Raw genomic sequence first — 21701 nt, forward strand, 5'->3', positions numbered from 1 at the left:
ACGACATCCGCGCGGAACTAGCGACCTGGGCGCCACTCATGGAGACTGCCGAGCGTACTCAATACCGAATGCGGATCAGGCCGCATCGTCCCGGACGAGATCCTCGTTGTCGAGCAGGCGCACTGGTTCACTGCGCCCCGAGCGTCGCCATCGCAAACCCCTGTTGTCTACAAATACAATGTCGAGTGGAAGCCAGTGCGGCGTACCAGGACAACCAGGTCCGACATTCATCAGATACCATTCATCGGGAGCGTCGAGCCAACCGTTAGTATCCGAGTCGTGCGGACCTACCTGTTCAAACAGAAGAGGTCTTTTTCGTTCAGGAAGGTAGACCTTCGCATCCCAGATTGGCTCCTCGCTTTGGTTGAAGACCCTAACATAAACCTCATTTTCCGAGCCTCGCATGGATCGCGGCAAATGGTCGCTTGGGATCGGTCTCTCCGGATCCAAAGTGGCGTACACCATTCGAGCCTGGCGTCGCTCGTTGTCCCTGCGTTCCCGATCTCTCTCTAGGTCCATTAGCTTGCGGGTTCGAATCTCCCTTACCAGAATCGCTAAGGTCGCCCCAAGAGCAGCGGCGGTAGACAAGCCGCCAATCATTGAGCCGAGGGCATCAGCTTCACTCCACCCGAAGGCCGAAACAATCACTGGTTGATCCTCATGGATGCTCTTCTGCGCCCAGTCGATGACACTCAGCCTCGGCCAAGCCATCCAGCAGCAGGTTTACCCCATCAGCGTGCCATATGACCACCAGCGGACACAAAACATAGGCAACGCCGCGCAGTATCGAACGTTGGGCCAGTCTGCGGCCCCCAGAGGGCGCGGGGCGGCCTTCAGTAGCACCGTACTGGCATGGACAGTACGGTGATCCGCATGCTGATCAGCTGCGGGTGCCCGGTGTCCGGGGTGTGGGCGGACCCCCTGTCGTTGACCGGGTTCGCGATGCGGGCCGAGGAGCTCGGCTACCACGGTCTCTGGGCGTTCCAGCGGCTGCTCGCCGGCGACGACCAGGGTCTCGCGCCGGTCTACCGCAGCGTGCTCGATCCGCTGCTGGCGCTGACCTACGCCGCCGCCCGCACCACCCAGATCCGGCTCGGCGTCGCCGTGATCAACCTGCCGTACCTGTCACCCACCTACCTCGCCAAGCAGGCCGGCACCCTCGACGTGCTCTCCGGCGGCCGCTTCGACCTGGGCCTGGGCACCGGCTGGTCGCAGGTGGAGTTCACCGCGACGGGCTCGAACCCGAACCCGCGCGGGCGGCGCACCGAGGAGTATCTGCGGGTGCTGCGCACGTTGTTCCGGGGCGAGCACGCCGCGTTCGACGGGGAGCTGTACACCGTGCCGCCGAGCGTCATGGCGCCCGTGCCGGTGCAGCCGGGCGGGCCGCCGATCCTGCTGGGCGGCACGGCGGACATCGCGCTGCGCCGGGCCGGGCGGATCGCCGAGGGCTGGGTCAGCAGCAGCCGGGCCAGCCTGGCCGACATCGCCCGGGGCACCCAGATCGTGCGCCGCGCCGCCGAGGAGGCGGGCCGCGACCCGGCGGCGATCCGGATCGTGGTGCGCGGCGTGGTCAAGGCCGGGCTGCGCGCGGACGACGTGCCGCTCTCCGGCACCTGGGACCAGATCCGGGCCGGCGCCCAGCTGTACGCCGAGGCCGGGGTGACCGAGCTGTTCTACGACCTGAACTGGGACCCGTTCATCGGCTCCCCGGACGCCGATCCGCGGGCCGCCGGCGAGCGGGCCGAGGAGATCCTCGCCGCGCTCGCCCCGAACGGCTGAGGATCGCTTTTCGGCCGCCGGGCACCTCCCCCGTGCGGCACGGCACCGCGGTGGCAGCGACACGGAGAGCCCGGTCGCGGCCACCGCGATGAGCGGCCGGCTACTCGAACGGCGTGAGCGTGATGCCGATCGCGGTGGGATCGCCGCTGTGCACGAGCGACTCCTGGTTGGCCACGTCGTCGAAGGCGAACGCGTACGCCTTGCCGTCGACCATCTGCTCGTGGATGACCTTGGCGTACAGGTTGGTCGGCTCGTTGCGGTAGAACGTCGACGCGTCGGTGCTCGGCTCGACCGCCTGGGTGCCCAGCGTGGTGCGCTGCAACGCCGCGCAGAGGCTGCGCGCGATCGGGCCGACGACCAGGTCGTTCGGCGCGCCGAGGTTGCCGTCGCAGCCCCACACGTGCGCGGTGGTCGGCTTGGTGAAGGTCGCCGCCTGCGCGCCCGTGGCATCGGTGAACGTCATCACGTCACCCGCGGTCCGGCCCTTGAAGACCTGGCCGGGCTGGTCGGCGAACGGCCGCACGGTCAGCTCGGCGCCGGTGTACGCGGCCCACGCCCGGTCGATGTACGGCGCCAGGTAGTCCGGATCGAAGCTGCCCCGGTCGGCGCCCTTGCCGGGCGCCAGCACCCGCAGCACGGTCCCGTCGTCCCGGGTCTGCACCAGCCCGCCGAACGACGTGTCCGCCTTCATGGCGTTGATGACGGCGGTGCGCCCGCCGGGCCTGAGCTCGCCGGTCACCGCGGTCTGCCCGTCCGAGCCGGTCACGCTGACCGCGTGCGGCACGGCGAACATGTCGACCTGCGAGCTGTTCAGCCAGATCCCGGAGTCGTTGTAGGTGAACTCGCTCCAGTCGAACAGGATCTCGCTGTTCGGGTCGCCGGCCGCCCACGGCGCGGGCTGCACCAGGCCGCCGTCCTGGCTGATCCGGAAGTCGAGCTTGTCGCCGAACGCCATGTACATCCGGCCGGAGATGCCCTTGGGCACCGAGATCGTCTTGCTGGCGCCGTCGGCCGGCCCGTCGATCGACACGTCCGGCGCCGGCGCGGGCGGGTTGGCGCCGCCGGTCCACGGGGTGAACGTGCCCGCCTCGGTGACGTAGCCGAGCTTGCCGCCGTTGACGCCGAGCACGTAGAGGTGGGTGGCCTCGCCGCGGCCGGAGTTGTTGGTGACGGTGAGCGGGAGCAGGTCCGGCCCGGCGGCGGCCTGGGCCGAGGGGATCACCGCGACGGCGGCGGGGATCGCCACCGCGGCGACGGCGAGGGCGAGCAGGGTTTTGCGATGGGGTCGCATAGGCACCTAACGGTCGGCCCCCGGGTGGCACCGGCCCGGCGGAGGACATCCGTACGGGAGGGATCCGGCGCCGGCCGGGCCGCTTCGGGGGCGGACAGGGGAAGGGGGGTGCGTCCCGGCCGTTACGCTCCGTTGTCACTGAGAGCGCTCTCACCGAGCTTCGTACGGCCGGCGGAGGATGTCAACCGATGACGTCCGTTGATGTCCCGGCCCCGTAGCACAGCCCGCCCGGGCCGGCATCCCGGGCCATCGCCGCAGGTCAAAGTCCATGGTCGACATTTTTCGAAAAAGGCCGCCCGCTGCGCTATCCTGCTCAGCCGATGACTATTCCAGCCTCCCCGCCGCCCGGGGTCTATCACTCCCGGTCGCGGGTCACCCGTAACCGGCTCGCGTTCGCCGCGGCCGGACTGGCCCTCGTCCTGCTCGGCTACCTGATCGGCCGGCTCCAGGGCGGTTCGGACACCCCGGCCGCCGCGGCCCCACCTCCGGTCGCCTCCGCACCGGCCGACCCGGCCGCGCCGGTCACACCCTCGGCCGAGCCGTCACCCGCGCCGACGGCCCCGGAGCCAGGGGGCCTGGACGCCTACTCGGTGATCCAGGCCGAGGCGGCCGACGGACAGCAGGGCACCGAGAGCCAGGAGACCGAGGACGAGGGCGGCGGGCAGAACGTCGGCTGGATCGGCAACGGCGACTGGCTGCGCTTCGACGACGTGGAGTTCGGCGACCGGCCGGCCACCAAGGTCACCGTCCGGCTGGCCTCCGACGCGGACGACCGCGGCGGCCGGGTCGAGGTGCGGATCGACAGCCCCGGCAACGAGCCCGCGGCCACCCTGCCGGTCCAGGACACCGGCGGCTGGCAGGAGTGGGAGTCGCGCACCACGGGCCTCAAGCCCACCACCGGACGGCACACGGTGTTCGTCACCTTCGGCCGCGACGGCGACGGCGAGTTCGTCAACCTCAACCACTTCACGTTCGCCCACTGACGCGCCGGGGCCGCGCACCGGATCGGTACGCGGCCCCGGAAACGTCCGCTCAGGCGGCGGCAACCTCGAACTTGCGCGGCTTGGCCTGCTCGGTCACCGGGATGCTCAGCGTGAGCACGCCGTTGTCGTAGCGGGCGTCGAGCCGGTCGGTGTCCAGCGAGTCGGACAGGAAGACCTGCCGGCTGACCGGGCCCATCGGGCGCTCGGCGACGAGGTACGTGACGCCCTCGCGCTGGGCCCGCTTGCGCTCGGCGCGGATGCTGAGCACCTTGCGGTCCACCGTGACGTCGATGCTCGCCGGGTCGACGCCGGGCAGGTCGATGTCGATGAAGAAGGAGTCACCCTCGCGGTAGGCGTCCAGGCGGGCGCCGCCGGAGCGGGTGGCGCTGTCGAAGACGCGGGTGGTCAGGCGGTCGAAGTCGGTACGCAGCACCATGGGATGTCCTCCGGTCAGAAGATTGAGCGTGTTGCACTCAAGTCTGATAACCAGGGTGCCACCCCGTTCCTTCCGGACACCCCCGTGAGCTGCGACACTAGGCCAGCCGGAAGTCCGCGAAGTCGAAGCCCGGCGCCACCACGCAGCTGACCAGCACCGGCTCCCCGCCGACCGGGTACGCGGCCTGCCAGACCCCGGCCGGCACCAGCGCCTGCGGGCTCCCCGCGGTCAGGATCGCCGTCTCGCCACCCTCGACCGGGGCCGGGCCGGAGCCGCCGTACCGCAGCTCCAGCGAGCCGGAGTGCAGGAACCACAGCTCGTCCGAGGCCACCACGTGCCACGCGGAGAACTCGCCGGGCTGGAGCAGGAAGTAGATGCCGGTGGCGGCGGCGCGGCTGCCCGCGTACCCCTCGGGCCGGAAGGTGACCGCGGACCGGAAGGTCTCGCGATACCAGCCACCCTCGGGGTGGGGTTGCAGGTCCAGCTGCTCGGCCAGCGGCGGTCGCGTTGTCATGACACCATCCTCGCGCGTCGCCGGTTTCGAACATGTGTGCGAAGATGGCGCGGTGTCCGACCAGGCGACCATCCTGCACGCCGACCTCGACTCGTTCTACGCGTCGGTCGAGCAGCGGGACGACCCCGCGCTGCGGGGCCGCCCGGTCCTGGTCGGCGGCGGCGTTGTGCTCGCGGCGAGCTACGAGGCCAAGGCGTACGGGGTCCGCACGCCGATGGGCATCGCGCAGGCCCGGGCGCTCTGCCCGCACGCCCTGGTGGTCCCGCCCCGGATGGCGGCGTACTCGGCGGCCAGCAAGGCGGTGTTCGAGGTGTTCCGCGACACCACCCCGATCGTCGAGGGCATCTCGATCGACGAGGCGTTCCTCGAGGTCGGCGGTCTGCACCGGATCAGCGGCACGCCGGCCGTGATCGCCGCCCGGCTGCGTGCCGAGGTGCGCGGCCGGGTCGGCCTGCCGATCACGGTCGGCGTGGCCCGCACCAAGTTCCTGGCCAAGGTGGCCAGCGCGGTCGGCAAGCCGGACGGCCTGCTCGTGGTGCCGCCCGGCGAGGAGCTGGCCTTCCTGCACCCGCTGCCGATCGAACGGCTCTGGGGCGTCGGCCCGGTCACCGCCGGCAAGCTGCGCGAGCACCGCATCCTGACGGTCGGGCACGTCGCCCGGCTCGGCGAGGCGGCGCTGGTCTCGATCATCGGCGCGCACGCCGGGCGGCACCTGCACGCGCTGGCCCACAACCGCGACCCCCGCCGGGTCCGCACCGGCCACCGCCGCGGCTCGATCGGCTCGCAGTGCGCGCTGGGCCGCCGCGAACGCCCGTTCGCCGAGATCGACGCGACGCTGGCGGCCCTGGTCGACCGGGTGACCCGCCGGATGCGCTCGGCGCACCGGGCCGGGCGCACGATCACGCTGCGGCTGCGGTTCGCCGACTACACCCGGGCCACCCGGTCCCGCAGCCTGCTCAAGGCGACCATGCAGACCGACGCGATCCTGACCACGGCGCGGCAGCTGCTCACCGAGGCCCGGCCGCTGATCGACCAGCGCGGCCTGACCCTGGTCGGGGTGGCGGTGGGCAACCTGGACAGCGACGGGGCGGTGCAGCTGGAGCTGCCGTTCGAGCTGCCGGTGGAGGACAGCCTGGACTCGGCGCTGGACGCGGTGCGGGACAGGTTCGGCTCGTCGTCGGTGACCCGGGCGGCGGCGCTGGGCCGCGACCTGAACCCGTCCGTGCCGATCCTGCCCGACTGAATCCTGCCCGGCTGAAGTCCGCCGCCCCCACCGCGCCGCCACCTCCACCGCGCAACCGACCCCGGCCGCGCCGCGCAACCGGCCCATTCCCCGACCGAGCCGGACACTCCCCGCACCTTGCCGGCGGTGGCTGGACCCGCGGCGCGGCCGGTCGGGCAGCAGACGGGTGAGTGCCACCCCGGCCGGCCGGTGTGTGCGGGTGGGGGACGGTGCTGCGGTTGGGGGCTCGCTGCGCCGTACCGGGAAATGCCGCGCCGATCAGACCCCAGCTGGACCCGGCCGGTCGGGCAGCAGACGGGCGGTCACAGACCCAGCTGGGCCCGGCCGGTGGGGCTGAGCTCGGCGGCGGTCGGGCGGCCCGCCCAGCTCACCTCGTAGTCCTCCGCCGCGAAGTCGGTGGGGCTGATCCCCTTGCGGAACGCCTGGCCGCACGCGGCCGCGTAGGCCGCGTTCTTCGCGCAGTGCGGGCTGGCCGGGATGTACATGACGTTGCCCCAGCCCTGCTGGTCCTGCACCGCGCCGACCGAGTGGATCATGTCGCCGTGCCACCAGACGGTGTCACCCGGCTCGACCGCGGGGATCGGGGTCAGCGCGGGCATCAGCGCCGGGTGCCAGCGCTCGCTGATCGGCAGCGCCTGGCCGTTCGCCGCGCCGCAGAGGTCGTCGTCGGCCACGTCGTCCTGCAGCGCGCGCAGCAGCAGGTATGCCATCGCCGAGGGGATCGGCACGACGTGCAGGACGCCCTCGGACGGCGCCATGTCGGACAGCGCGGTCCAGCCCTGGAAGGTGCGGAACGCCGAGCACATCACCGTCGACTCGAACTCGTGCACCTCGGTGCGGTAGGCGCCGTCCCACGGGTCGTACGCCTCGGGGTGGCCGGCGAAGACGTGCCGGAAGACGTTCTGGTAGGCCGGGAGCAGCCAGCGCTCGATCGACCCGGAGTCGGTGTGCGCGGACAGGCCGGCCGAGCTGGTGCCGGGTGCGCGGCGGCGGACCCGGTCCGGGTACGCGGTGTCGCGGGTCGGGTCGAACCAGACGCGGCCTTCGGACTCGTGCTTCCAGAAGGAGTTGAGGAAGCCGCGGACGGCGACCATGTTCTCGTCCTCGCGGGCCTCCATCTGCGGGCGGGACCAGTAGATCGGGAAGATCGACGGCTTGCTGGCGGCGAGGCCGCCGAAGACGCCGTCGTCGAGGTAGCGGTAGGTGCCGGCAAAGTCGTTGCGGTCCAGGTAGGCCACCAGTTCGGCGTCCCAGCCCTCGGCGCGTTCCCGGCCGAAGGTGCCCTTGACCACGGCACAGCCGCGCCGGCGTACGGCCTCGATCAGCTCGGCCGGCACCGTGCCGGCGGCGATGTCGGCGAACTGCACGACCGGCCAGACCTCCGCACCCCGCTCGCGCTGCGCGACCACCTCGGCGACCTCGGCCCGCACGGCGGCCTCGGCCCGCGCGAACGCGCCGGCGTAGTCACCGATCCGCTTGCGCAGCTCGGCCTTGGTCTCGCGGATGGCGCGGGGGACGTCGTCGGGGGCGGTGTGCATCGCTGTCTCCAACCATTTGATTAGGTGACCTAACTAGAACCTTGTCCTAATGTAAGAGATCGAACTGGAAGATCACAAGGGGTGACGGTGAACGAGGTCGGCCGAGCGCTGCCGCAGACCGTGCTGCGGGCTGCCACCGACCGCCGCCTGCTCGACGAGACGATCAAGCAGGGCCGCACCACCCGGGCCGAGCTGGCCGACGTCACCGGCTACTCCCGGCCCACCGTGTCGGAGGCGGTCCGGCGCCTGGTCGAGGCCGGCCTGCTGGACGCGACGGGCCTGAAGGAGACCGGCAGGCGCGGCCGGGTCGGCACGTTCTACGAGCTGGGCGCGCGAGCCGGCTGGGTGCTCGCGGTGGAACTGGACCAGTCCGGCGTCCGTGCCCGCGCCGCCGACCTGGCCGGCCGCACCCTGGGCGACCACCGCCTCCCGGCGGGCGCCCCGGGCGACGTGGCCGCGCTGGTCGCCAACGTGCGAGCGGTGGTCGGCGCGTTCCCGGCGGGGCCCGGGCCACTGCGCGCGGTCGGCATCTCGATCGCGAACCCGGTGCACCCGGTGACCCACGAGATCGTCCCGCTGGCCGGCACGCCGTTCCCGGAAGGCCTGGTCAGCCCCACGGAAATGATCGGCGACCTGGTGACCGCGCCGGTCCTGGTCGACAACGACGTCAACCTGGCCGCCCTCGCCGAGCACCGCGCGGGCCGGGCGGCCGGGGAGGCCAGCTTCGCTTACGTGTACGTGGGAGCGGGGTTGGGTGTCGGGCTGTACATCGGTGATCAGCTCATCCGGGGGGCGCACGGTCTGGCCGGGGAGATCGGCTATCTACCGGGGGCAGCGACGGCGACGATCGCGGCTGATCTGGCTGCTGGAGGGCTGGGGCGGTCGGACGCCCCGTCCAACGACGTGGCGGCGGCTCTGGAACTGCTCGATCGCGCGGACGAGCGGGCGCTGCGGGTGCTCGCGGCGGCGGTGGGGCGCGCGATCATCTCGGTGGCGGCGGTGGTGGATCCGGCGCTGGTGCTGCTGGGCGGGCCGGTGGGGACGCATCCGGCGCTGCTGCCGCGAGTGCGGGCGGCGATCTCGTTCCCTGGGCCCACCCGGGTTGAGTACGGGACTTTGGGGACTGAGGCGGCGTTGCACGGGGCTTTGCATCTGGCACTGGAGCATGCGTTGAAGGCGGCGGTTGCTGTGCGGGGTTGAGTTGGTTCGTTTCGGGCGGGTGGCCTGCGCTTCGGTGCTGGTGCGGCGTGCGGCAGACTGCTGGGCGTGCGGAAGATCTACGTCATCGGGATCGGCGCGGGCGACCCGGACCACCTGACCCTGCAGGCAGCCAAGGCGATCGGGCGGGCCGACGTGTTCTTCCTGCTCGACAAGGGTGAGGCCAAGGAAAGCATGATCGAGCTCCGGCGCCGGATGCTGAAGGCGTACGGCCGGCCGAGCCGGCGCATCGCCGAGGGCCGCGACCCGGACCGCGACCGCACCCCGGCGGACTACCAGGGCACGATCGCGGACTGGCGGCACCGGCGCGCCGAGGTGACCGAGGCGCTGATCCGCGAGCACCTGCTCGACGAGGAGACCGGCGCGTTCCTGGTCTGGGGCGACCCGTCGCTCTACGACTCGACGATCAGCATCCTCGACGAGATCCTGGCCCGCGGCGAGACGGTCTTCGACTACGAGGTCATCCCGGGCATCAGCAGCGTCTCGGCGCTGGCGGCCAAGCACCGGATCGGCCTGAACCGGATCGGCCGCCCGTTCCAGGTCACCACCGGCCGCCGGCTGGCCGAGGAATGGCCGCCGAACGTCGACGACGTCATCGTGATGCTGGACGCCCACCAGACCTTCGGCTCGGTGGACGCGAAGGACGTGGACATCTACTGGGGCGCGTACCTGGGAACGGCGGACGAGCTGCTGATCTCCGGGCCGCTGGCCGAGGTGAGCGACGAGATCCGCCGGGTGCGGGCGGAAGCCCGCGAACGGCACGGCTGGATCATGGACACCTACCTGCTCCGCCGCCGCGACACCGACTGATCGCCGGCAGCGGGGGCAGGTGCTGGAGCGCTGCCTATCGCTGGGCCGAAACGCGGTCGTAGAGCAGGCAGAGCGCGCCGGACTCGGTCGGTGTCGAGTCGGTCAGCTGCCACGCCGAGGCTCGCAGGCCGTCCTCCAGCAACTTCGCTCCCCCGCCGACCAGTTCCGGGCACAGCGTGATGCTGAGCCGGTCCACCTGGTCCGCGGCGAGGAGCTCGCGGATGATGCTGGCGCTGGCCAGCACGATGATGTCCCCGCCGGCCTGCTCACGCAGCCGGCGGACCTCACCCTCCGGGTCCCCGGGCACGATGCGCGAATTCTCCCAGGGCGCCTCGGTCAGAGTCGTGCTGAAGACGACCTTCTCCGTCCGGTTGAGCCAGGCCGAGAACGCCCGTTCGCGGGAGTCGGCCCCGGGGTCGTCGGCGACCGACGGCCAGTAGCCGCCGAAGCCCTGGTAGTTCTTGCGGCCGAGCAGGACGGTGGTGGCCGGTTCGGTCACCCGGATCATGTGGTCGCGGGCGGTGTCGGTGACCGCGTGCGGGACGATCCAGCCCATGTCGTAGTCGCCGCCGGTGCCGGTGGTGCGGCCGTCGAGCGACAGTGACACGTTCGCGACGACCTTGCGGTTGCTCATCTGATTGTTCATACCGCTGAGTCGGAGCCGGCGGCGGCTTCTCGACGTTTCTCGGCGAGGCGGCGGCAGGATTCCCGGTCGAACGGCAGGCCGGCCCGCGTATAGACGAGCCCGACGGTGCCGTTCATCGGGTCCCAGAGGTCCGGGTTGGCGACCAGCGCCCGCAGCAACGCCCGCTGCTCGTCCGTCAGCCGGGGCCGGCGCCCGCCGGCGAACGCGTACCGGACCAGCTCACCCCACTCGTCGCCGGCGCCGGTCCAGCTGGCTCGGGCCACGACGGCACACGCGGAGTCGGCTATCTCCGGGAAGCCGGACGCCACCCGGATGGCCGCGGCGACCAGTTCCGATCGGTGCGTCCCGGCGGGCGCGGGGTGCGCCAGCGCGGCGAGGATGATCTCCCGGGCCGCCGGGTCCGGCTCGCAGGCCAGCGCCGCACGCAGCCGGACGGCCGGGTCGGCGTCGTCGAGGTCGGCCCGGACGTCCACCCCCAGGCTCGCCAGCAGCCGCACCCAGTGGGGCTGGGACTCGGGCGGCCCTGCCGACCGCAGCTCGCCGATCAGCACGGCGAGTTGCTCGCGGCGGTCGGCGAGCAGCGGGATCCGGGCCATGGCCACCAGGCACTCGGCGAGCATCAGGGCGTCCTCGGGAGACGTCGACTCGAGCGTCGGCAGCACCACCGGGTAGGCCTCCGCCACCGCAGCCGAGAGATCCGGCACCAGGACGGCGAAGTACTCGTCGTCGCGCAGGGCGACCACGCTCTGCGCGATGCTGCCGAGGAAGCCGATCAGCTCGTCCACCGTGTCCGGGTGGGCCCGTCCCGCGGCGAGCAGCGCCGTGACCGCCCGGACCGCCGGCTCGGTCGCCGAGTACAAGAAGCCCTGGTGGTGCACGGCGATGTCCAGGTGCGACAGCGCCGCCGCCCGGGCCTCGGCGTCGCCGTGCTCCAGCGCGGCGAGGTGGCCGGGGGTGTCGGTGGCCCGCCCGTAGGCGTGCTCCAGCGTGAACCAGTCGGTGGTTATCCCTCGTCACCTTCCAGATCGCCTTCGGTCTCCAGGTAGACCTGTTGCAGCGCGGCCAGCGTCGCCGGCTCCGGTGCCGCCCAGAGCTTGCGGTCCGCCGCCTCCAGCAGCCGTTCGGTGATGCTGTGCAGCGCCCACGGGTTGGACTGGTCCATGAACTTGCGGTTGTCCGGGTCGAGCACGTAGCTCGCCGCGAGCTGCTCGTACATCCAGTCCGCGACCACGCCGGCGGTCGCGTCGTAGCCGAACAGGTAGTCGACCGTCGCGGCCAGCTCGAACGCGCCCTTGTAGCCGTGCCGCTGCATCGCGGCGATCCAGCGCGGGTTCACCACGCGGGCCCGGAAGATCCGCGCGGTCTCCTCGGTCAGGCTGCGGGTCTTGGTCGCGTCCGGGTTGGTGGAGTCCCCGATGTACGCCGCCGGCGCCTTCCCGGTCAGCGCCCGCACCGTGGCGATCATGCCGCCGTGGTACTGGAAGTAGTCGTCGGAGTCGGCGATGTCGTGCTCGCGGGTGTCGATGTTCTTGGCCGCCACGTCGATCCGCCGGTACGCGGTCTCCATGTCCCCCCGCGCCTCGACCCCGTCCAGCCCTCGCCCGTACGCGAACCCGCCCCAGACCGCGTACACCTCGGCCAGGTCGGCGTCGCCCCGCCAGTTGCGGCTGTCGATCAGCGGCAGGATCCCGGCCCCGTACGCACCCGGCCGCGAGCCGAAGATCCGCGTGGTGGCCTGCCGCCAGGTCTTGTCGGCCGCGGCGTCCGCGAGCGCGTGCGCGCGCACAAAGTTGACCGATTCTGGCTCGTCCAGCCCGGCCACCAGGCCCACGGCGTCGTCCAGCATGGCCACCACGTGCGGGAACGCGTCGCGGAAGAAACCCGAGATGCGGATCGTCACGTCGATCCGGGGCCGGCCCAGCTCGGCCAGCTCGATCGGCTCGATGCCGGTCACCCGGCGGGACGCGGGGTCCCAGACCGGGCGTACCCCCATCAGCGCGAGGATCTCGGCGATGTCGTCGCCGGCGGTCCGCATGGCGCTCGTGCCCCAGGCGGAGAGCCCGACCGACTTCGGCCAGTCGCCGTAGTCTGCGCGGTAGCGGGTGAGCAGCGACTCCGCCATCGCCTGCCCGGTCTCCCAGGCCAGGGCGCTGGGGATGGCCTTGGGGTCGACGGAGTAGAAGTTGCGGCCGGTCGGCAGCACGTTGATCAGGCCCCGCAGCGGCGACCCGCTCGGCCCGGCCGGCACGTAGCCGCCGTCGAGGGCGTGCAGCACGTTGGTCAGCTCGTCGGTGGTCTTCGCCAGCCGCGGCACGACTTCGGTGGCGGCGAAGCGCAGGACGTTCGCCACGGTCGCGTCCCCGGTCACCCGGTCGGCGGCGGCCGGGTCCCAGCCGGCCGCCTCCATCGCGGCGACCAGCGCACGGGCCTGCTCCTCGACGGCGTCCGTCTCGGCGGTCGACGCCTCCTCGGCCAGGCCCAGGGCCTCGCGCAGGCCGGGCAGCGCGGCGACCTGACCGGCCCACATCTGCCGGGCGCGCAGCATCGCGAGCACCAGGTTGACCCGGGCCTCGCCGCTCGGCGCATTGCCGAGGATGTGCAGGCCGTCGCGGATCTGCACGTCCTTGATCTCGCAGAGCCAGCCGTCGACGTGCAGGATGAACTCGTCGAACTCCTCGTCGCCCGGCCGGTCGGCCAGGCCCAGGTCGTGGTCCATCTTGGCGGCCTGGATCAGGGTCCAGATCTGCGCGCGGATGGCGGGCAGCTTTGCCGGGTCGAGCGCGGCGATGTTCGCGTGCTCGTCCAGCAGCTGCTCCAGCCGGGCGACGTCGCCGTACGACTCGGCACGGGCCATCGGCGGGATCAGGTGGTCGACCAGCGTGGCGTGCGCGCGCCGCTTGGCCTGGGTGCCCTCGCCCGGGTCGTTGACCAGGAACGGGTAGATCAGCGGCAGGTCACCGAGGGCCGCGTCGGTGCCGTCCGAGGCGGACATGCCGACGTTCTTGCCGGGCAGCCACTCGAGGTTGCCGTGCTTGCCGACGTGCACGACCGCGTGCGCGCCGAAGTCGTCGGCCAGCCACCGGTACGCCGCCAGATAGTGGTGGCTCGGCGGCAGGTCGGGGTCGTGGTAGATGGCGACCGGATTGGCGCCGAAGCCCCGGGGCGGCTGCACCATCACGACCACGTTCTCATCGCGCAGCGCCGCCAGCACGATGCTGTCGTCGTCGACGTACAGCTCGCCGGGCGCCTCGCCCCAGTGCTGCTCCATGGACTCGCGCAGGTCAGCGGGGAGCGTGGCGAACCAGGTGCGGTAGGCCGCGCCGGTGATGCGTACCGGATTGCCCGCGAGCTGGTCCTCGGTGAGCCAGTCCGGGTCCTGGCCGCCCGCCGCGATCAGGGCGTGGATGAGCTTGTCGCCGTCGCCCTCGGCGACGCCGGGGAACTCGCCGACCCGGTAGCCGCGCTCCCGCATGGCCTGCAGCAGCCGCACCGTGGAGGCGGGAGTGTCCAGGCCGACCGCGTTGCCGATCCGGGAGTGCTTGGTCGGGTATGCCGAGAGCATGACCACGATCTTGCGTTCGGCCGGCGGGATGTGCCGCAGCCGGGCGTGCGCGACCGCGATGCCGGCGACCCGGGCGGCCCGCTCGGCATCGGGCACGTAGACGGAGAGCCCGTCCGGGTCGATCTCCTTGAACGAGAACGGCACGGTGATGATCCGGCCGTCGAACTCGGGGATGGCGACCTGGGTCGCCGCGTCCAGCGGGGAGAGGCCGTCGTCGCTGGCCTGCCAGGCGGCCCGGCTGCTGGTCAGGCAGAGGCCCTGCAGGATCGGCACGTCGAGGTCGGCGAGCACGCCGACGTCCCACGCCTCGTCGTCGCCGCCCGCCGAGACCGTGGCCGGCTTGGTGCCGCCGGCCGCGAGCACGGTCACCACCAGGGCGTCGGCCTTGCGCAGCTCGGCCAGCAGCTCGGGCGAGGCGGTGCGCAGCGACGAGGTGAAGATCGGCAGCGGCCGGCCGCCCTTGTCCTCGACCGCGCGGCACAGCGCCTCGACGAACGCGGTGTTGCCGGCCATGTGGTGGGCGCGGTAGTAGAGCACCGCGACGGTCGGGCCCTGGATGTCCTTTTGCTCGCGCTCCAGCAGCCCCCAGTCGGGGGCCGGAACCGGCGCGGCGAACCCGTGGCCGGTCAGCAGGATCGTGTCGGAGAGGAAGTCGTGCAGGGCCGCGAGGTTGTCCGCGCCGCCGTAAGCCAGATAGCCGTGCGCCTCCGCGGCCACGCCCGCGGGCACGGTCGACAGCTTCATCAGGTCGGCGTCCGGGGCCTGCTCGCCGCCGAGCACCACCACCGGCACCGGCCCGGCGAGCAGCGCGTCGAGCCCTTCCTCCCAGGCCCGCCGGCCGCCGAGGATGCGCACGACGACCAGCTCGGCCCCGTCGAGCAGGGCGGGCAGGTCGTCGACCGCGGTGCGGGCCGGATTGGCCAGGCGGTAGGCCGCGCCGCTGGCGCGAGCGCTCAGCAGGTCGGTGTCGGAGGTCGACAGCAGCAGAAACACGGCTCTCCCCTCGGGGTCCGCGCCCCGGATCGGTGGATGTCACGGCGACTGGAGTTCCTGGCTCGAAGGTCTATCAGGACCCTCTGACAGTGGCGGGACCGCGCCGGACTCGCACCGGCTTCCTCCGCGGCGTCGCCGCACGTGGCCTCCCACTCTGCTGATGCGTGCGAGCGGCGTCAAGGCGAGCGGGCCGGTGTGACGATGGCGACCGCCGCCGGGAAAGTGTCGGCCCCGATCCGTAGTATCCGGGCCGTGCCTCTCCCATCAGTGCGCGCCGACGTCGACGCCTGCCCGGGCGCGCTGCGGCTGCACGCCGCGGCCGACGGGCCGCTGGCGCGCATCCGCGTGCCGGGCGGCCGGATGACGGGTGCCCAGCTCACCGCGGTGCGCGAGCTGGCGGCCCGCTGGGGCGACGGCCAGGTGGAGCTGACCAGCCGGGGAAATCTCCAGCTCAGAGCCCTGCGCGACGCCCCGGTGGCCGAGCTGGCGGGGCGGCTGCGGGCCGCCGGCCTGCTGCCTTCGGAAACCCATGAACTGGTACGGAACATAGTGGCGTCGCCGCTGGCCGGAGCGCTGCCGGTCGAGGCGCTGGACGGGGCCCTGTGCGCCGACGCGGCCCTGGCCGAGTTGCCGGGCCGGTTCCTGTTCGCCCTGGACAGCGGCGTCGGTGACGTGGCGTTCGGGGCCGACGTGGCGGCCCTCCCGCTCGATCCGCCGGGCGAGGTGGCGATCATCTTCGCGGGCGTGGACGCGGGGCTGCGCGTGCCGGCGGCGGAGACGATCCCGGCGCTGCTGGCGGCGGCTCACGCCTTCCTGGACGAACGCGAGGCCCAGCTCGGGTCGCCCGCGCCGGACATGTCCGTTGACAGCCACCCGGTGGCCCCGCCGGACTCATCCGGTTTTGTGGCGTCCGTGGACGTGCCTCCGGATGGTCGGCCCCCTCGGCGTGTTCCCCACCCCCGGGCCGGTTCGCAGCGAGTGCCGTGGCGGGTGCGTGAGCTGCTTGACGGGCCGGTCCGGGTCGCTGCCCGGACGGCCGCCACGCTGGGCCGGACGCTCCGGGAGCCGGTGCGGCTCTCCCGGCCCGTTGTGCGGGAGCCGATCGGGGTCGTCGGGCAGCCCGACGGCACCGTGGCCGTCGGGGCGTTGATTCCGCTCGGGCGGCTCAGCGACGTACAGCTGGAGGTGCTGGAGGCGGCAGCGACCCTGACCTTCACGCCGTGGCGGGGGGTTGTGCTGCCCGGTTTGACGCCGCAGGCGGCGCAGGCTTGGGTCGCGGCCCTGGCCGGGGCCGGGCTGGAGGTCGCGGTGGGGTCGCGGTGGGCCGGGGTGACCGCCTGCGCGGGCCGGCCGGGTTGCGCGAAGTCGCTGGCCGACGTGCGCGCCGACGCGGACGCCGCGACCGTCGCGGGCGACGGGCTGCCGGTGCACTGGGTCGGTTGCGCCCGGGGGTGCGGAAGCCCCGCCGGGCCGCACGTGCGGGTCGAGGCGACCGGCACGGGATACGAGGTGCGGTCGCCGTATGCGGTCGGCAGCGCCTCGGCCGCAGAGGTAGGCGTGCTGGTCGGCGCCGCGAGGAAGGGCTGAGATGGAGTACGTGCGCGACGGCGCGGAGATCTACCGGCGGTCGTTCGCCACGATCCGGGCCGAGGCCGACCTGTCCGGGCTGCCGGCCGACGTGGCGCGGGTTGCCGTCCGGATGATCCACGCCTGCGGGATGGTGGATCTGACCGGCGACATCGGCTTCAGCGCCGGGGTGGTGACCGCGGCCCGCAAGGCGCTGCTCGGTGGCGCGCCGATCCTCTGTGACGCCGAGATGGTGGCGTCCGGGGTGACCCGCAAGCGGCTGCCCGCCGGCAACGAGGTGATCTGCACGCTGCGTGACCCGTCGGTGCCGGCGCTGGCGGCGCAGCTCGGGAACACCCGCAGCGCGGCCGCGCTGGACCTGTGGGGAGACCGGCTCGACGGCGCGGTGGTCGCGATCGGCAACGCGCCGACGGCGCTGTTCCGGCTGCTGGAGATGGTCGCGGCGGGCGCGCCCCGGCCGGCGGCGGTGCTGGGCATCCCGGTCGGCTTCATCGGCGCGGCCGAGTCCAAGGACGCGCTGGCCGCCTCCGACCTGGAGTTCCTGGTCGTGCGCGGGCGCCGCGGCGGCAGCGCGATCACGGCGGCGGCGGTCAACGCCCTCGCCTCGGAGGAGGAGTAGTCATGGCGGGCCGTCTGTTCGGGGTCGGGCTGGGCCCCGGCGACCCGGAGCTGGTCACCGTCAAGGCCGCCCGGCTGATCAGCGCGGCCGGGGTGATCGCCTACCACGCGGCGCGGCACGGCCGCAGCAACGCCCGCGCGATCGCGGAGCCCTACCTGCGCGAGGGCCAGATCGAGGAGCCGCTGATCTACCCGGTGACCACCGGCACGACCGACCACCCGGGCGGCTACCAGGGCGCGATCGACGAGTTCTACACGCAGAGCGCCGAGCGGCTGGCCGCACACCTGGACGCGGGCCGCGACGTGGTGGTGCTGGCCGAGGGCGACCCGTTCTTCTACGGCTCCTACATGCACATGCACAAGCGGCTCGCCGACCGCTACGAGACACAGGTCGTGCCCGGCGTGACCTCGGTGAGCGCGGCCTCGGCGGTGCTCGGCCGCCCGCTGATGGAACGCGACGAGATCCTCACGGTGCTGCCCGGCACGCTGCCCCCGGCCGAACTGGCGGCGCGGCTGGCCACGACCGACTCCGCCGCGATCATGAAGCTGGGCCGGACGTTCACCGGCGTGCGCGAGGCGCTGGCCCAGGCCGGCCGCCTCGACGACGCCTGGTACGTCGAACGCGCCACGACCGACCGGGAACGCCACGGCCGGCTGGCCGACATCGACCCGGACACGGTCCCGTACTTCTCGCTGGCGCTGCTGCCCAGCCCGGCCGCCTCGACGTTCGGCGCCGAGCAGGTCCCGGCGGAGCAGCACGGGCAGGTGACGGTCGTCGGGCTGGGCCCGGCAGGCCGCAACTGGCTGACCCCGGAGGCGCAGGAGGCCCTGGCGGCCGCGGACGACGTGGTCGGCTACGGCCCGTACGTGGATCGCGTCCCGCCGAACGCCCGTCAGCGCCGGCACCCGTCGGACAACCGGGTGGAGGCGGAACGCGCGGCGTTCGCGCTGGACCTGGCCAAACACGGCCGCAACGTCGCGGTGGTCTCCTCGGGCGACCCGGGCGTCTTCGCGATGGCCGCGGCGGTGCTGGAGGTCAGCGAGGACCCGCAGTGGAAGGACGTGCCGGTCCGGGTGGTGCCCGGGCTGACCGCGGCACAGGCCGTGGCGAGCCGCGCCGGCGCGCCGCTGGGTCACGACTTCTGCATCATGTCGCTCTCCGACCGGCTCAAGCCGTGGGAGGTGATCGCGGCCCGGCTGTCCGCGGCGGCGGGCGCCGACCTGGTGATCGCGATCTACAACCCGGCGTCGCAGAGCCGCAAGGAACAGCTGGTCCGCGCCCGCGAGCTGCTGCTGCGGCACCGCAGCCCGGCCACCCCGGTAGTGGTCGGCCGCGACGTGGGCGGCCCGGAGGAAGCGGTGCGGGTGACCACGCTCGGCGAGCTCGACCCGGCCACGATCGACATGCGCTGCCTGCTGATCGTCGGCTCCAGCCAGACCCGGGTGACCACCCGGGGTGACGGCTCTACCCAGGTGTACACGCCGCGGCACTACCCCGCCTGAGCCAGGCGAGGGCGTCCGCCACGGTGGCCGCCGTCGCCGGGCAGGGCGCGACCGCCGTGCCGCCGGCGGTGCTCTCTGCGGCGGGCGGCAGGGGCGGCCGATCGACCAGCACGACCGGCAGGCCACGCTCGCGGGCGGCGTCCAGCTTGGCGGTGCTGCCGCCGCTGTCCTTGGTCACCAGCACGTCGATCCGGTGCCGGGCCAGCAGCTCCCGCTCGCCGTCGAGAGTGAACGGCCCCCGGCCGAGAAGCACCTCGAGACGCTCCGGCAGAGGCGCGCCGGGCGGCTCCACCGAGCGGGAGAGGAACCAGCAGGCATCCACGGCGGCGAAGGCGGCGATGCTCTGCCGTCCCGTGGTGAGGAACACCCGCTCGCCCAGCCGGGGAAGCAGGGCGGCAGCCGCCGCGAGGTCGGGGACGCGGTGCCAGCGGTCACCCGGCCGCACGGTCCAGCCCGGCCGGCGCAGAACCAGCAGCGGCACGCCGGCCCGCGCGGAGGCGGCGACGGCATGCGCGGTCATCGTCGCGGCGAACGGGTGGGTGGCGTCAACGACGGCGGCGATCCGCCGGTCCCGCAGGTAGGCGGTCAACCCGTCGACCCCGCCGAAACCGCCGATGCGGACCTTGCCGGCGGGGAGCAAAGGGGTGGTCGTCCGCCCGGCGAGCGAACTGATCACCTCAAGCTCGGGAGTGGCTGCGCAGGCGGAGGCGAGGTTTCGTCCCTCGGTCGTTCCGCCCAGCACCAGCACCCTGGCGGGCGATCCCGGTCCGGTCATGGCCGCATCGGTCCGGTCATGGCCGGCGTTGGTCCGGGCGCAGCCGGCGTTGGTCCGGGCGCAGCCGACGCTGGTCCGGGCGCAGCTGGGGGCGGCCCAGGCACGGCCGGCCCTGCTCCGGGCGCGGCCATCGCTGGGCCGGTCACGGTCGGCATCGGTCCGCGGAGTAGAGGTGGCTGTCCGGGAACGTCGATGCGGTCAGTGCCGCCCCGACCACGATCACGGCCGTGCGCCTGATCCCGGCCGCGGCCACCTTGCCGCCGATGTCCGCCAGCGTGCCCCGGACGATCAGCTCATCGTCCCGGCTGGCCCGGGCCACCACTGCGACCGGGCAGCCGGCGCCGTAGCTCGGGACCAGCTCGGCCACCACCGCGTCGATCCGCTGGACGGCCAGGTGCAGCACCATCGTGGCGCGGCTCGCCCCGAGTGTGGCCAGGTCCTCGCCGGGCGGCATGGCCGTGGCCCGCTCGCTGGTGCGGGTGAGGATGACCGTCTGAGCCACGCCGGGCACCGTGAACTCGCGCCCCAGCGAGGCGGCCGCGGCGGCGAAGGCGGGCACGCCGGGCGTGACGTCGTACTCGACCCCGGCCTCGTCGAGCCGGCGCATCTGCTCGGCGACCGCGCTGAACACAGAGGGGTCGCCGGAATGCAGCCGCGCGACGTCCTGCCCGGCCTTCGCGGCGGTCACGAGTTCGGTGATGATCTCGTCCAGGGTGAGCCGGGCGGTGTCGACGAGCCGGGCGCCGGGCGGGCAGTAGTCGAGCAGTTCGGCAGGGACCAGGCTGCCGGCGTACAGGCAGACCGGGGACGACTCGATCAGCCGGCGGCCCCGTACCGTGATCAGGTCGGCCGCGCCCGGCCCGGCGCCGATGAAATGCACCGTCACGGCTTGGTCACCGACCAAATGGTCACCGGCATCATCGCTCTCCATCCCGTGAACCCGCCGACCGGCGCCGCCCGCTGCACGGCGAGTCGGGTCAGCTCACCGCCCAGCTTCGCGTACCAGGCCGCCAGCACGGCCTCCGATTCCAGGGTCACCGCGTTGGCGACCAGCCGCCCGCCGGCGGGCAGGGCGGCCAAGGCGGCATCGACGACACCGTCCCGGGTGACGCCCCCGCCGATGAAGACCACGTCGGGCGCGGGCAGCCCGGCCAGGGCGCCGGGCGCGCGGCCCTCCACAACCCGAAGTTTCGGTACGCCCAGAGCGGCGGCGTTGCGCACGATCCGCCCGGCGCGTTCGGCGGAGGACTCGACGGCGACGGCCCGGCAGTCCCGGTGGGTCCGCATCCACTCGATCGCGATGCTGCCGGAACCCGCGCCGACGTCCCAGAGCAACTCGCCGGGCTGCGGGCCCAGCAGGGCCAGCGTGACGGCTCGGACCTCACGCTTGGTGAGCTGACCGTCGCTCTCGTAGACGGCATCGGGCAGGCCGGGCACGAGGGGTCGCGGCCCGCTCCGCTCCGGGGCAGCGAATACTCCGCCGGGCTTGGGCTGCGGTGGTGGCGCGGCGCCCGCTGAGCAGGCCACGGCCACCACGTTCAGCGGATCCACGTCGGTGAGGTCCAGGGATGACGCGGGGCCGGAGCGTGTTGTTTCGGTCGGGGCGCCGAGTTGGGCGAGGATCGTGACGGTGCTGTCGCCGTACCCGCGGGAGGTGAGCAGGGCCGCGACGGCGGCCGGGGTTTTCGCGCCGGAGCTCAGGATCAGGATCTTTCGGCCCGGGTGCACGAGCGGGTGCAGCTCCTCGACCGGGGCGGTGACCAGGCTGAGCACGTCGGTCTCCGGCAGCGGCCAGCCCAGCCGGGCCGCCGCCAGCGACACCGACGACGGGTGCGGCACGACCCGGACGGCCGGGGCGCCGAGCAGCTTGACCAGCGTCGCGCCGATGCCGTGGAGCATCGGGTCGCCGCTGGCCAGCACCGCGAGGCGCCGCCCGCGGTTCGCGTCGAGCAGGCCCGGCAGGGCGGGGAGCAGCGGGGACGGCCACGGCACCCGGTCGCCCTCGACGTTGGGGGGCAGCAGCGCGAGCTGCCGGGAGCTGCCGAAGATCACCTGTGCGGACGTCAGCGCGGCGGTGGCCGTGCCCGACAGGCCCGGCCAGCCGTCGGCGCCGATGCCGACCACGGTGAGGCCGGCGGGTTCGTCAGTCACGTCGTGACGGTAGCCGCCGGTCATCGGGTGTTCTTCCGCCGTACCCCAAAGATC

19 protein-coding genes and 1 riboswitch are annotated in these 21701 nt (G+C 73.1%); of the genes, 8 read left to right on the plus strand and 11 right to left on the minus strand.

Annotated elements, in window-relative coordinates; all coding sequences use genetic code 11:
* Positions 1-75: 75 nt before the first annotated feature.
* Positions 76-648: a hypothetical protein gene (locus ACIBQZ_RS35860; protein WP_396093312.1), complete on the minus strand. Its 573-nt coding sequence runs from the start codon at positions 646-648 to the stop codon at positions 76-78.
* A 204-nt stretch (positions 649-852) separates the two neighbouring features.
* Between ACIBQZ_RS35860 and ACIBQZ_RS35865 the strand changes: the two genes are divergently transcribed.
* On the plus strand, positions 853-1779 hold the full coding sequence (locus tag ACIBQZ_RS35865; RefSeq protein WP_396093313.1) for a TIGR03619 family F420-dependent LLM class oxidoreductase: 927 nt from the start codon (positions 853-855) through the stop codon (positions 1777-1779).
* A gap of 100 nt (positions 1780-1879) precedes the next feature.
* Here ACIBQZ_RS35865 and ACIBQZ_RS35870 read toward each other — a convergent pair whose 3' ends face one another.
* Positions 1880-3070, minus strand: coding sequence for a beta-1,3-glucanase family protein (locus tag ACIBQZ_RS35870; RefSeq protein WP_396093314.1), 1191 nt, complete (start codon positions 3068-3070; stop codon positions 1880-1882).
* 320 nt (positions 3071-3390) lie between these two features.
* Here ACIBQZ_RS35870 and ACIBQZ_RS35875 point away from each other — a divergent pair, with 320 nt between their 5' ends.
* Entirely contained in the window at positions 3391-4053 is a 663-nt protein-coding gene (locus ACIBQZ_RS35875) for a carbohydrate-binding protein (RefSeq protein WP_396093315.1), read from the plus strand.
* Between the two features lie 49 nt (positions 4054-4102).
* Here ACIBQZ_RS35875 and ACIBQZ_RS35880 read toward each other — a convergent pair whose 3' ends face one another.
* Together ACIBQZ_RS35880 and ACIBQZ_RS35885 are read right to left on the minus strand one after the other, a co-directional pair.
* Positions 4103-4489 carry an Hsp20/alpha crystallin family protein gene (locus tag ACIBQZ_RS35880; protein WP_396093317.1) on the minus strand — a complete coding sequence of 129 codons (387 nt, stop codon included), beginning with the start codon at positions 4487-4489 and terminating at the stop codon, positions 4103-4105.
* Positions 4490-4586: 97 nt separating this feature from the next.
* The gene (locus tag ACIBQZ_RS35885; RefSeq protein WP_396093318.1) at positions 4587-5003 is read right to left on the minus strand and encodes a cupin domain-containing protein; all 417 of its coding nucleotides are present in this window, start codon (positions 5001-5003) and stop codon (positions 4587-4589) included.
* 52 nt (positions 5004-5055) lie between these two features.
* Here ACIBQZ_RS35885 and dinB point away from each other — a divergent pair, with 52 nt between their 5' ends.
* Entirely contained in the window at positions 5056-6246 is a 1191-nt protein-coding gene (gene dinB / locus ACIBQZ_RS35890; RefSeq protein ID WP_396093319.1) for a DNA polymerase IV, read from the plus strand.
* Positions 6247-6548: 302 nt separating this feature from the next.
* On the opposite strand, the gene ACIBQZ_RS35895 is transcribed toward dinB, so the two are convergent.
* Positions 6549-7784 (minus strand): YbiU family protein, encoded by a 1236-nt coding sequence (locus ACIBQZ_RS35895; RefSeq protein WP_396093320.1) that lies wholly within the window; start codon positions 7782-7784, stop codon positions 6549-6551.
* A gap of 87 nt (positions 7785-7871) precedes the next feature.
* Between ACIBQZ_RS35895 and ACIBQZ_RS35900 the strand changes: the two genes are divergently transcribed.
* Together ACIBQZ_RS35900 and cobF are read left to right on the plus strand one after the other, a co-directional pair.
* Positions 7872-8984 carry an ROK family transcriptional regulator gene (locus tag ACIBQZ_RS35900; RefSeq protein ID WP_396093321.1) on the plus strand — a complete coding sequence of 371 codons (1113 nt, stop codon included), beginning with the start codon at positions 7872-7874 and terminating at the stop codon, positions 8982-8984.
* A gap of 66 nt (positions 8985-9050) precedes the next feature.
* Positions 9051-9812 carry a precorrin-6A synthase (deacetylating) gene (cobF, locus tag ACIBQZ_RS35905; RefSeq protein ID WP_396093322.1) on the plus strand — a complete coding sequence of 254 codons (762 nt, stop codon included), beginning with the start codon at positions 9051-9053 and terminating at the stop codon, positions 9810-9812.
* 34 nt (positions 9813-9846) lie between these two features.
* On the opposite strand, the gene ACIBQZ_RS35910 is transcribed toward cobF, so the two are convergent.
* From ACIBQZ_RS35910 to cobN, 3 genes are all read right to left on the minus strand, one after another.
* The gene (locus tag ACIBQZ_RS35910) at positions 9847-10446 is read right to left on the minus strand and encodes a dihydrofolate reductase family protein (RefSeq protein WP_396093323.1); all 600 of its coding nucleotides are present in this window, start codon (positions 10444-10446) and stop codon (positions 9847-9849) included.
* A gap of 8 nt (positions 10447-10454) precedes the next feature.
* Complete coding sequence (locus tag ACIBQZ_RS35915; RefSeq protein ID WP_396093324.1) at positions 10455-11336, minus strand: hypothetical protein; 882 nt, start codon at positions 11334-11336, stop codon at positions 10455-10457.
* Positions 11337-11461: 125 nt separating this feature from the next.
* The gene (gene cobN / locus ACIBQZ_RS35920) at positions 11462-15013 is read right to left on the minus strand and encodes a cobaltochelatase subunit CobN (RefSeq protein WP_396093325.1); all 3552 of its coding nucleotides are present in this window, start codon (positions 15011-15013) and stop codon (positions 11462-11464) included.
* A gap of 51 nt (positions 15014-15064) precedes the next feature.
* A riboswitch (cobalamin riboswitch) is annotated at positions 15065-15138 on the minus strand.
* 127 nt (positions 15139-15265) lie between these two features.
* On the opposite strand from cobN, the gene ACIBQZ_RS35925 reads away from it, so the two are divergent.
* Genes ACIBQZ_RS35925 through ACIBQZ_RS35935 form a run of 3 tightly spaced genes read left to right on the plus strand, consistent with a single transcriptional unit; the run spans position 15266 to position 18721 of the window.
* Positions 15266-16600, plus strand: a complete 1335-nt coding sequence (locus ACIBQZ_RS35925) for a precorrin-3B synthase (protein ID WP_396093326.1) — start codon at positions 15266-15268, stop codon at positions 16598-16600.
* Between the two features lies 1 nt (position 16601).
* Positions 16602-17219, plus strand: coding sequence for a precorrin-8X methylmutase (locus tag ACIBQZ_RS35930; protein ID WP_396093327.1), 618 nt, complete (start codon positions 16602-16604; stop codon positions 17217-17219).
* 2 nt (positions 17220-17221) lie between these two features.
* Positions 17222-18721 carry a precorrin-2 C(20)-methyltransferase gene (locus tag ACIBQZ_RS35935; protein WP_396093329.1) on the plus strand — a complete coding sequence of 500 codons (1500 nt, stop codon included), beginning with the start codon at positions 17222-17224 and terminating at the stop codon, positions 18719-18721.
* On the opposite strand, the gene ACIBQZ_RS35940 is transcribed toward ACIBQZ_RS35935, so the two are convergent.
* From ACIBQZ_RS35940 to cbiE, 3 genes are all read right to left on the minus strand, one after another.
* Entirely contained in the window at positions 18684-19496 is an 813-nt protein-coding gene (locus ACIBQZ_RS35940) for a cobalt-precorrin-6A reductase (RefSeq protein ID WP_396093330.1), read from the minus strand. The two genes, ACIBQZ_RS35935 and ACIBQZ_RS35940, sit on opposite strands and share 38 nt — an antisense overlap.
* Before the next feature lie 142 nt (positions 19497-19638).
* A complete protein-coding gene (gene cobM, locus ACIBQZ_RS35945) occupies positions 19639-20382 on the minus strand; it encodes a precorrin-4 C(11)-methyltransferase (protein WP_396093331.1) in 744 nt (247 codons plus the stop codon).
* The gene (cbiE, locus tag ACIBQZ_RS35950; protein WP_396093332.1) at positions 20379-21647 is read right to left on the minus strand and encodes a precorrin-6y C5,15-methyltransferase (decarboxylating) subunit CbiE; all 1269 of its coding nucleotides are present in this window, start codon (positions 21645-21647) and stop codon (positions 20379-20381) included. The genes cobM and cbiE overlap by 4 nt, the downstream gene beginning before the upstream one ends.
* Between the last annotated feature and the right edge of the window lie 54 nt (positions 21648-21701).

The organism is Actinoplanes sp. NPDC049599 (genome assembly GCF_044465625.1).
In the GTDB taxonomy this organism is placed as follows: Bacteria; Actinomycetota; Actinomycetes; order Mycobacteriales; family Micromonosporaceae; genus Actinoplanes.

Coding starts and splice junctions, on each gene's coding strand:
- ACIBQZ_RS35880 (WP_396093317.1), bottom strand. CDS start 4,489: ATGGTGCTGCGTACCGACTTCGACCGCCTGACCACCCGCGTCTTCGAC.
- ACIBQZ_RS35865 (WP_396093313.1), top strand. CDS start 853: ATGGACAGTACGGTGATCCGCATGCTGATCAGCTGCGGGTGCCCGGTG.
- ACIBQZ_RS35885 (WP_396093318.1), bottom strand. CDS start 5,003: ATGACAACGCGACCGCCGCTGGCCGAGCAGCTGGACCTGCAACCCCAC.
- ACIBQZ_RS35870 (WP_396093314.1), bottom strand. CDS start 3,070: ATGCGACCCCATCGCAAAACCCTGCTCGCCCTCGCCGTCGCCGCGGTG.
- ACIBQZ_RS35910 (WP_396093323.1), bottom strand. CDS start 10,446: ATGAGCAACCGCAAGGTCGTCGCGAACGTGTCACTGTCGCTCGACGGC.
- ACIBQZ_RS35940 (WP_396093330.1), bottom strand. CDS start 19,496: ATGACCGGACCGGGATCGCCCGCCAGGGTGCTGGTGCTGGGCGGAACG.
- ACIBQZ_RS35895 (WP_396093320.1), bottom strand. CDS start 7,784: ATGCACACCGCCCCCGACGACGTCCCCCGCGCCATCCGCGAGACCAAG.
- ACIBQZ_RS35930 (WP_396093327.1), top strand. CDS start 16,602: ATGGAGTACGTGCGCGACGGCGCGGAGATCTACCGGCGGTCGTTCGCC.
- ACIBQZ_RS35935 (WP_396093329.1), top strand. CDS start 17,222: ATGGCGGGCCGTCTGTTCGGGGTCGGGCTGGGCCCCGGCGACCCGGAG.
- ACIBQZ_RS35875 (WP_396093315.1), top strand. CDS start 3,391: ATGACTATTCCAGCCTCCCCGCCGCCCGGGGTCTATCACTCCCGGTCG.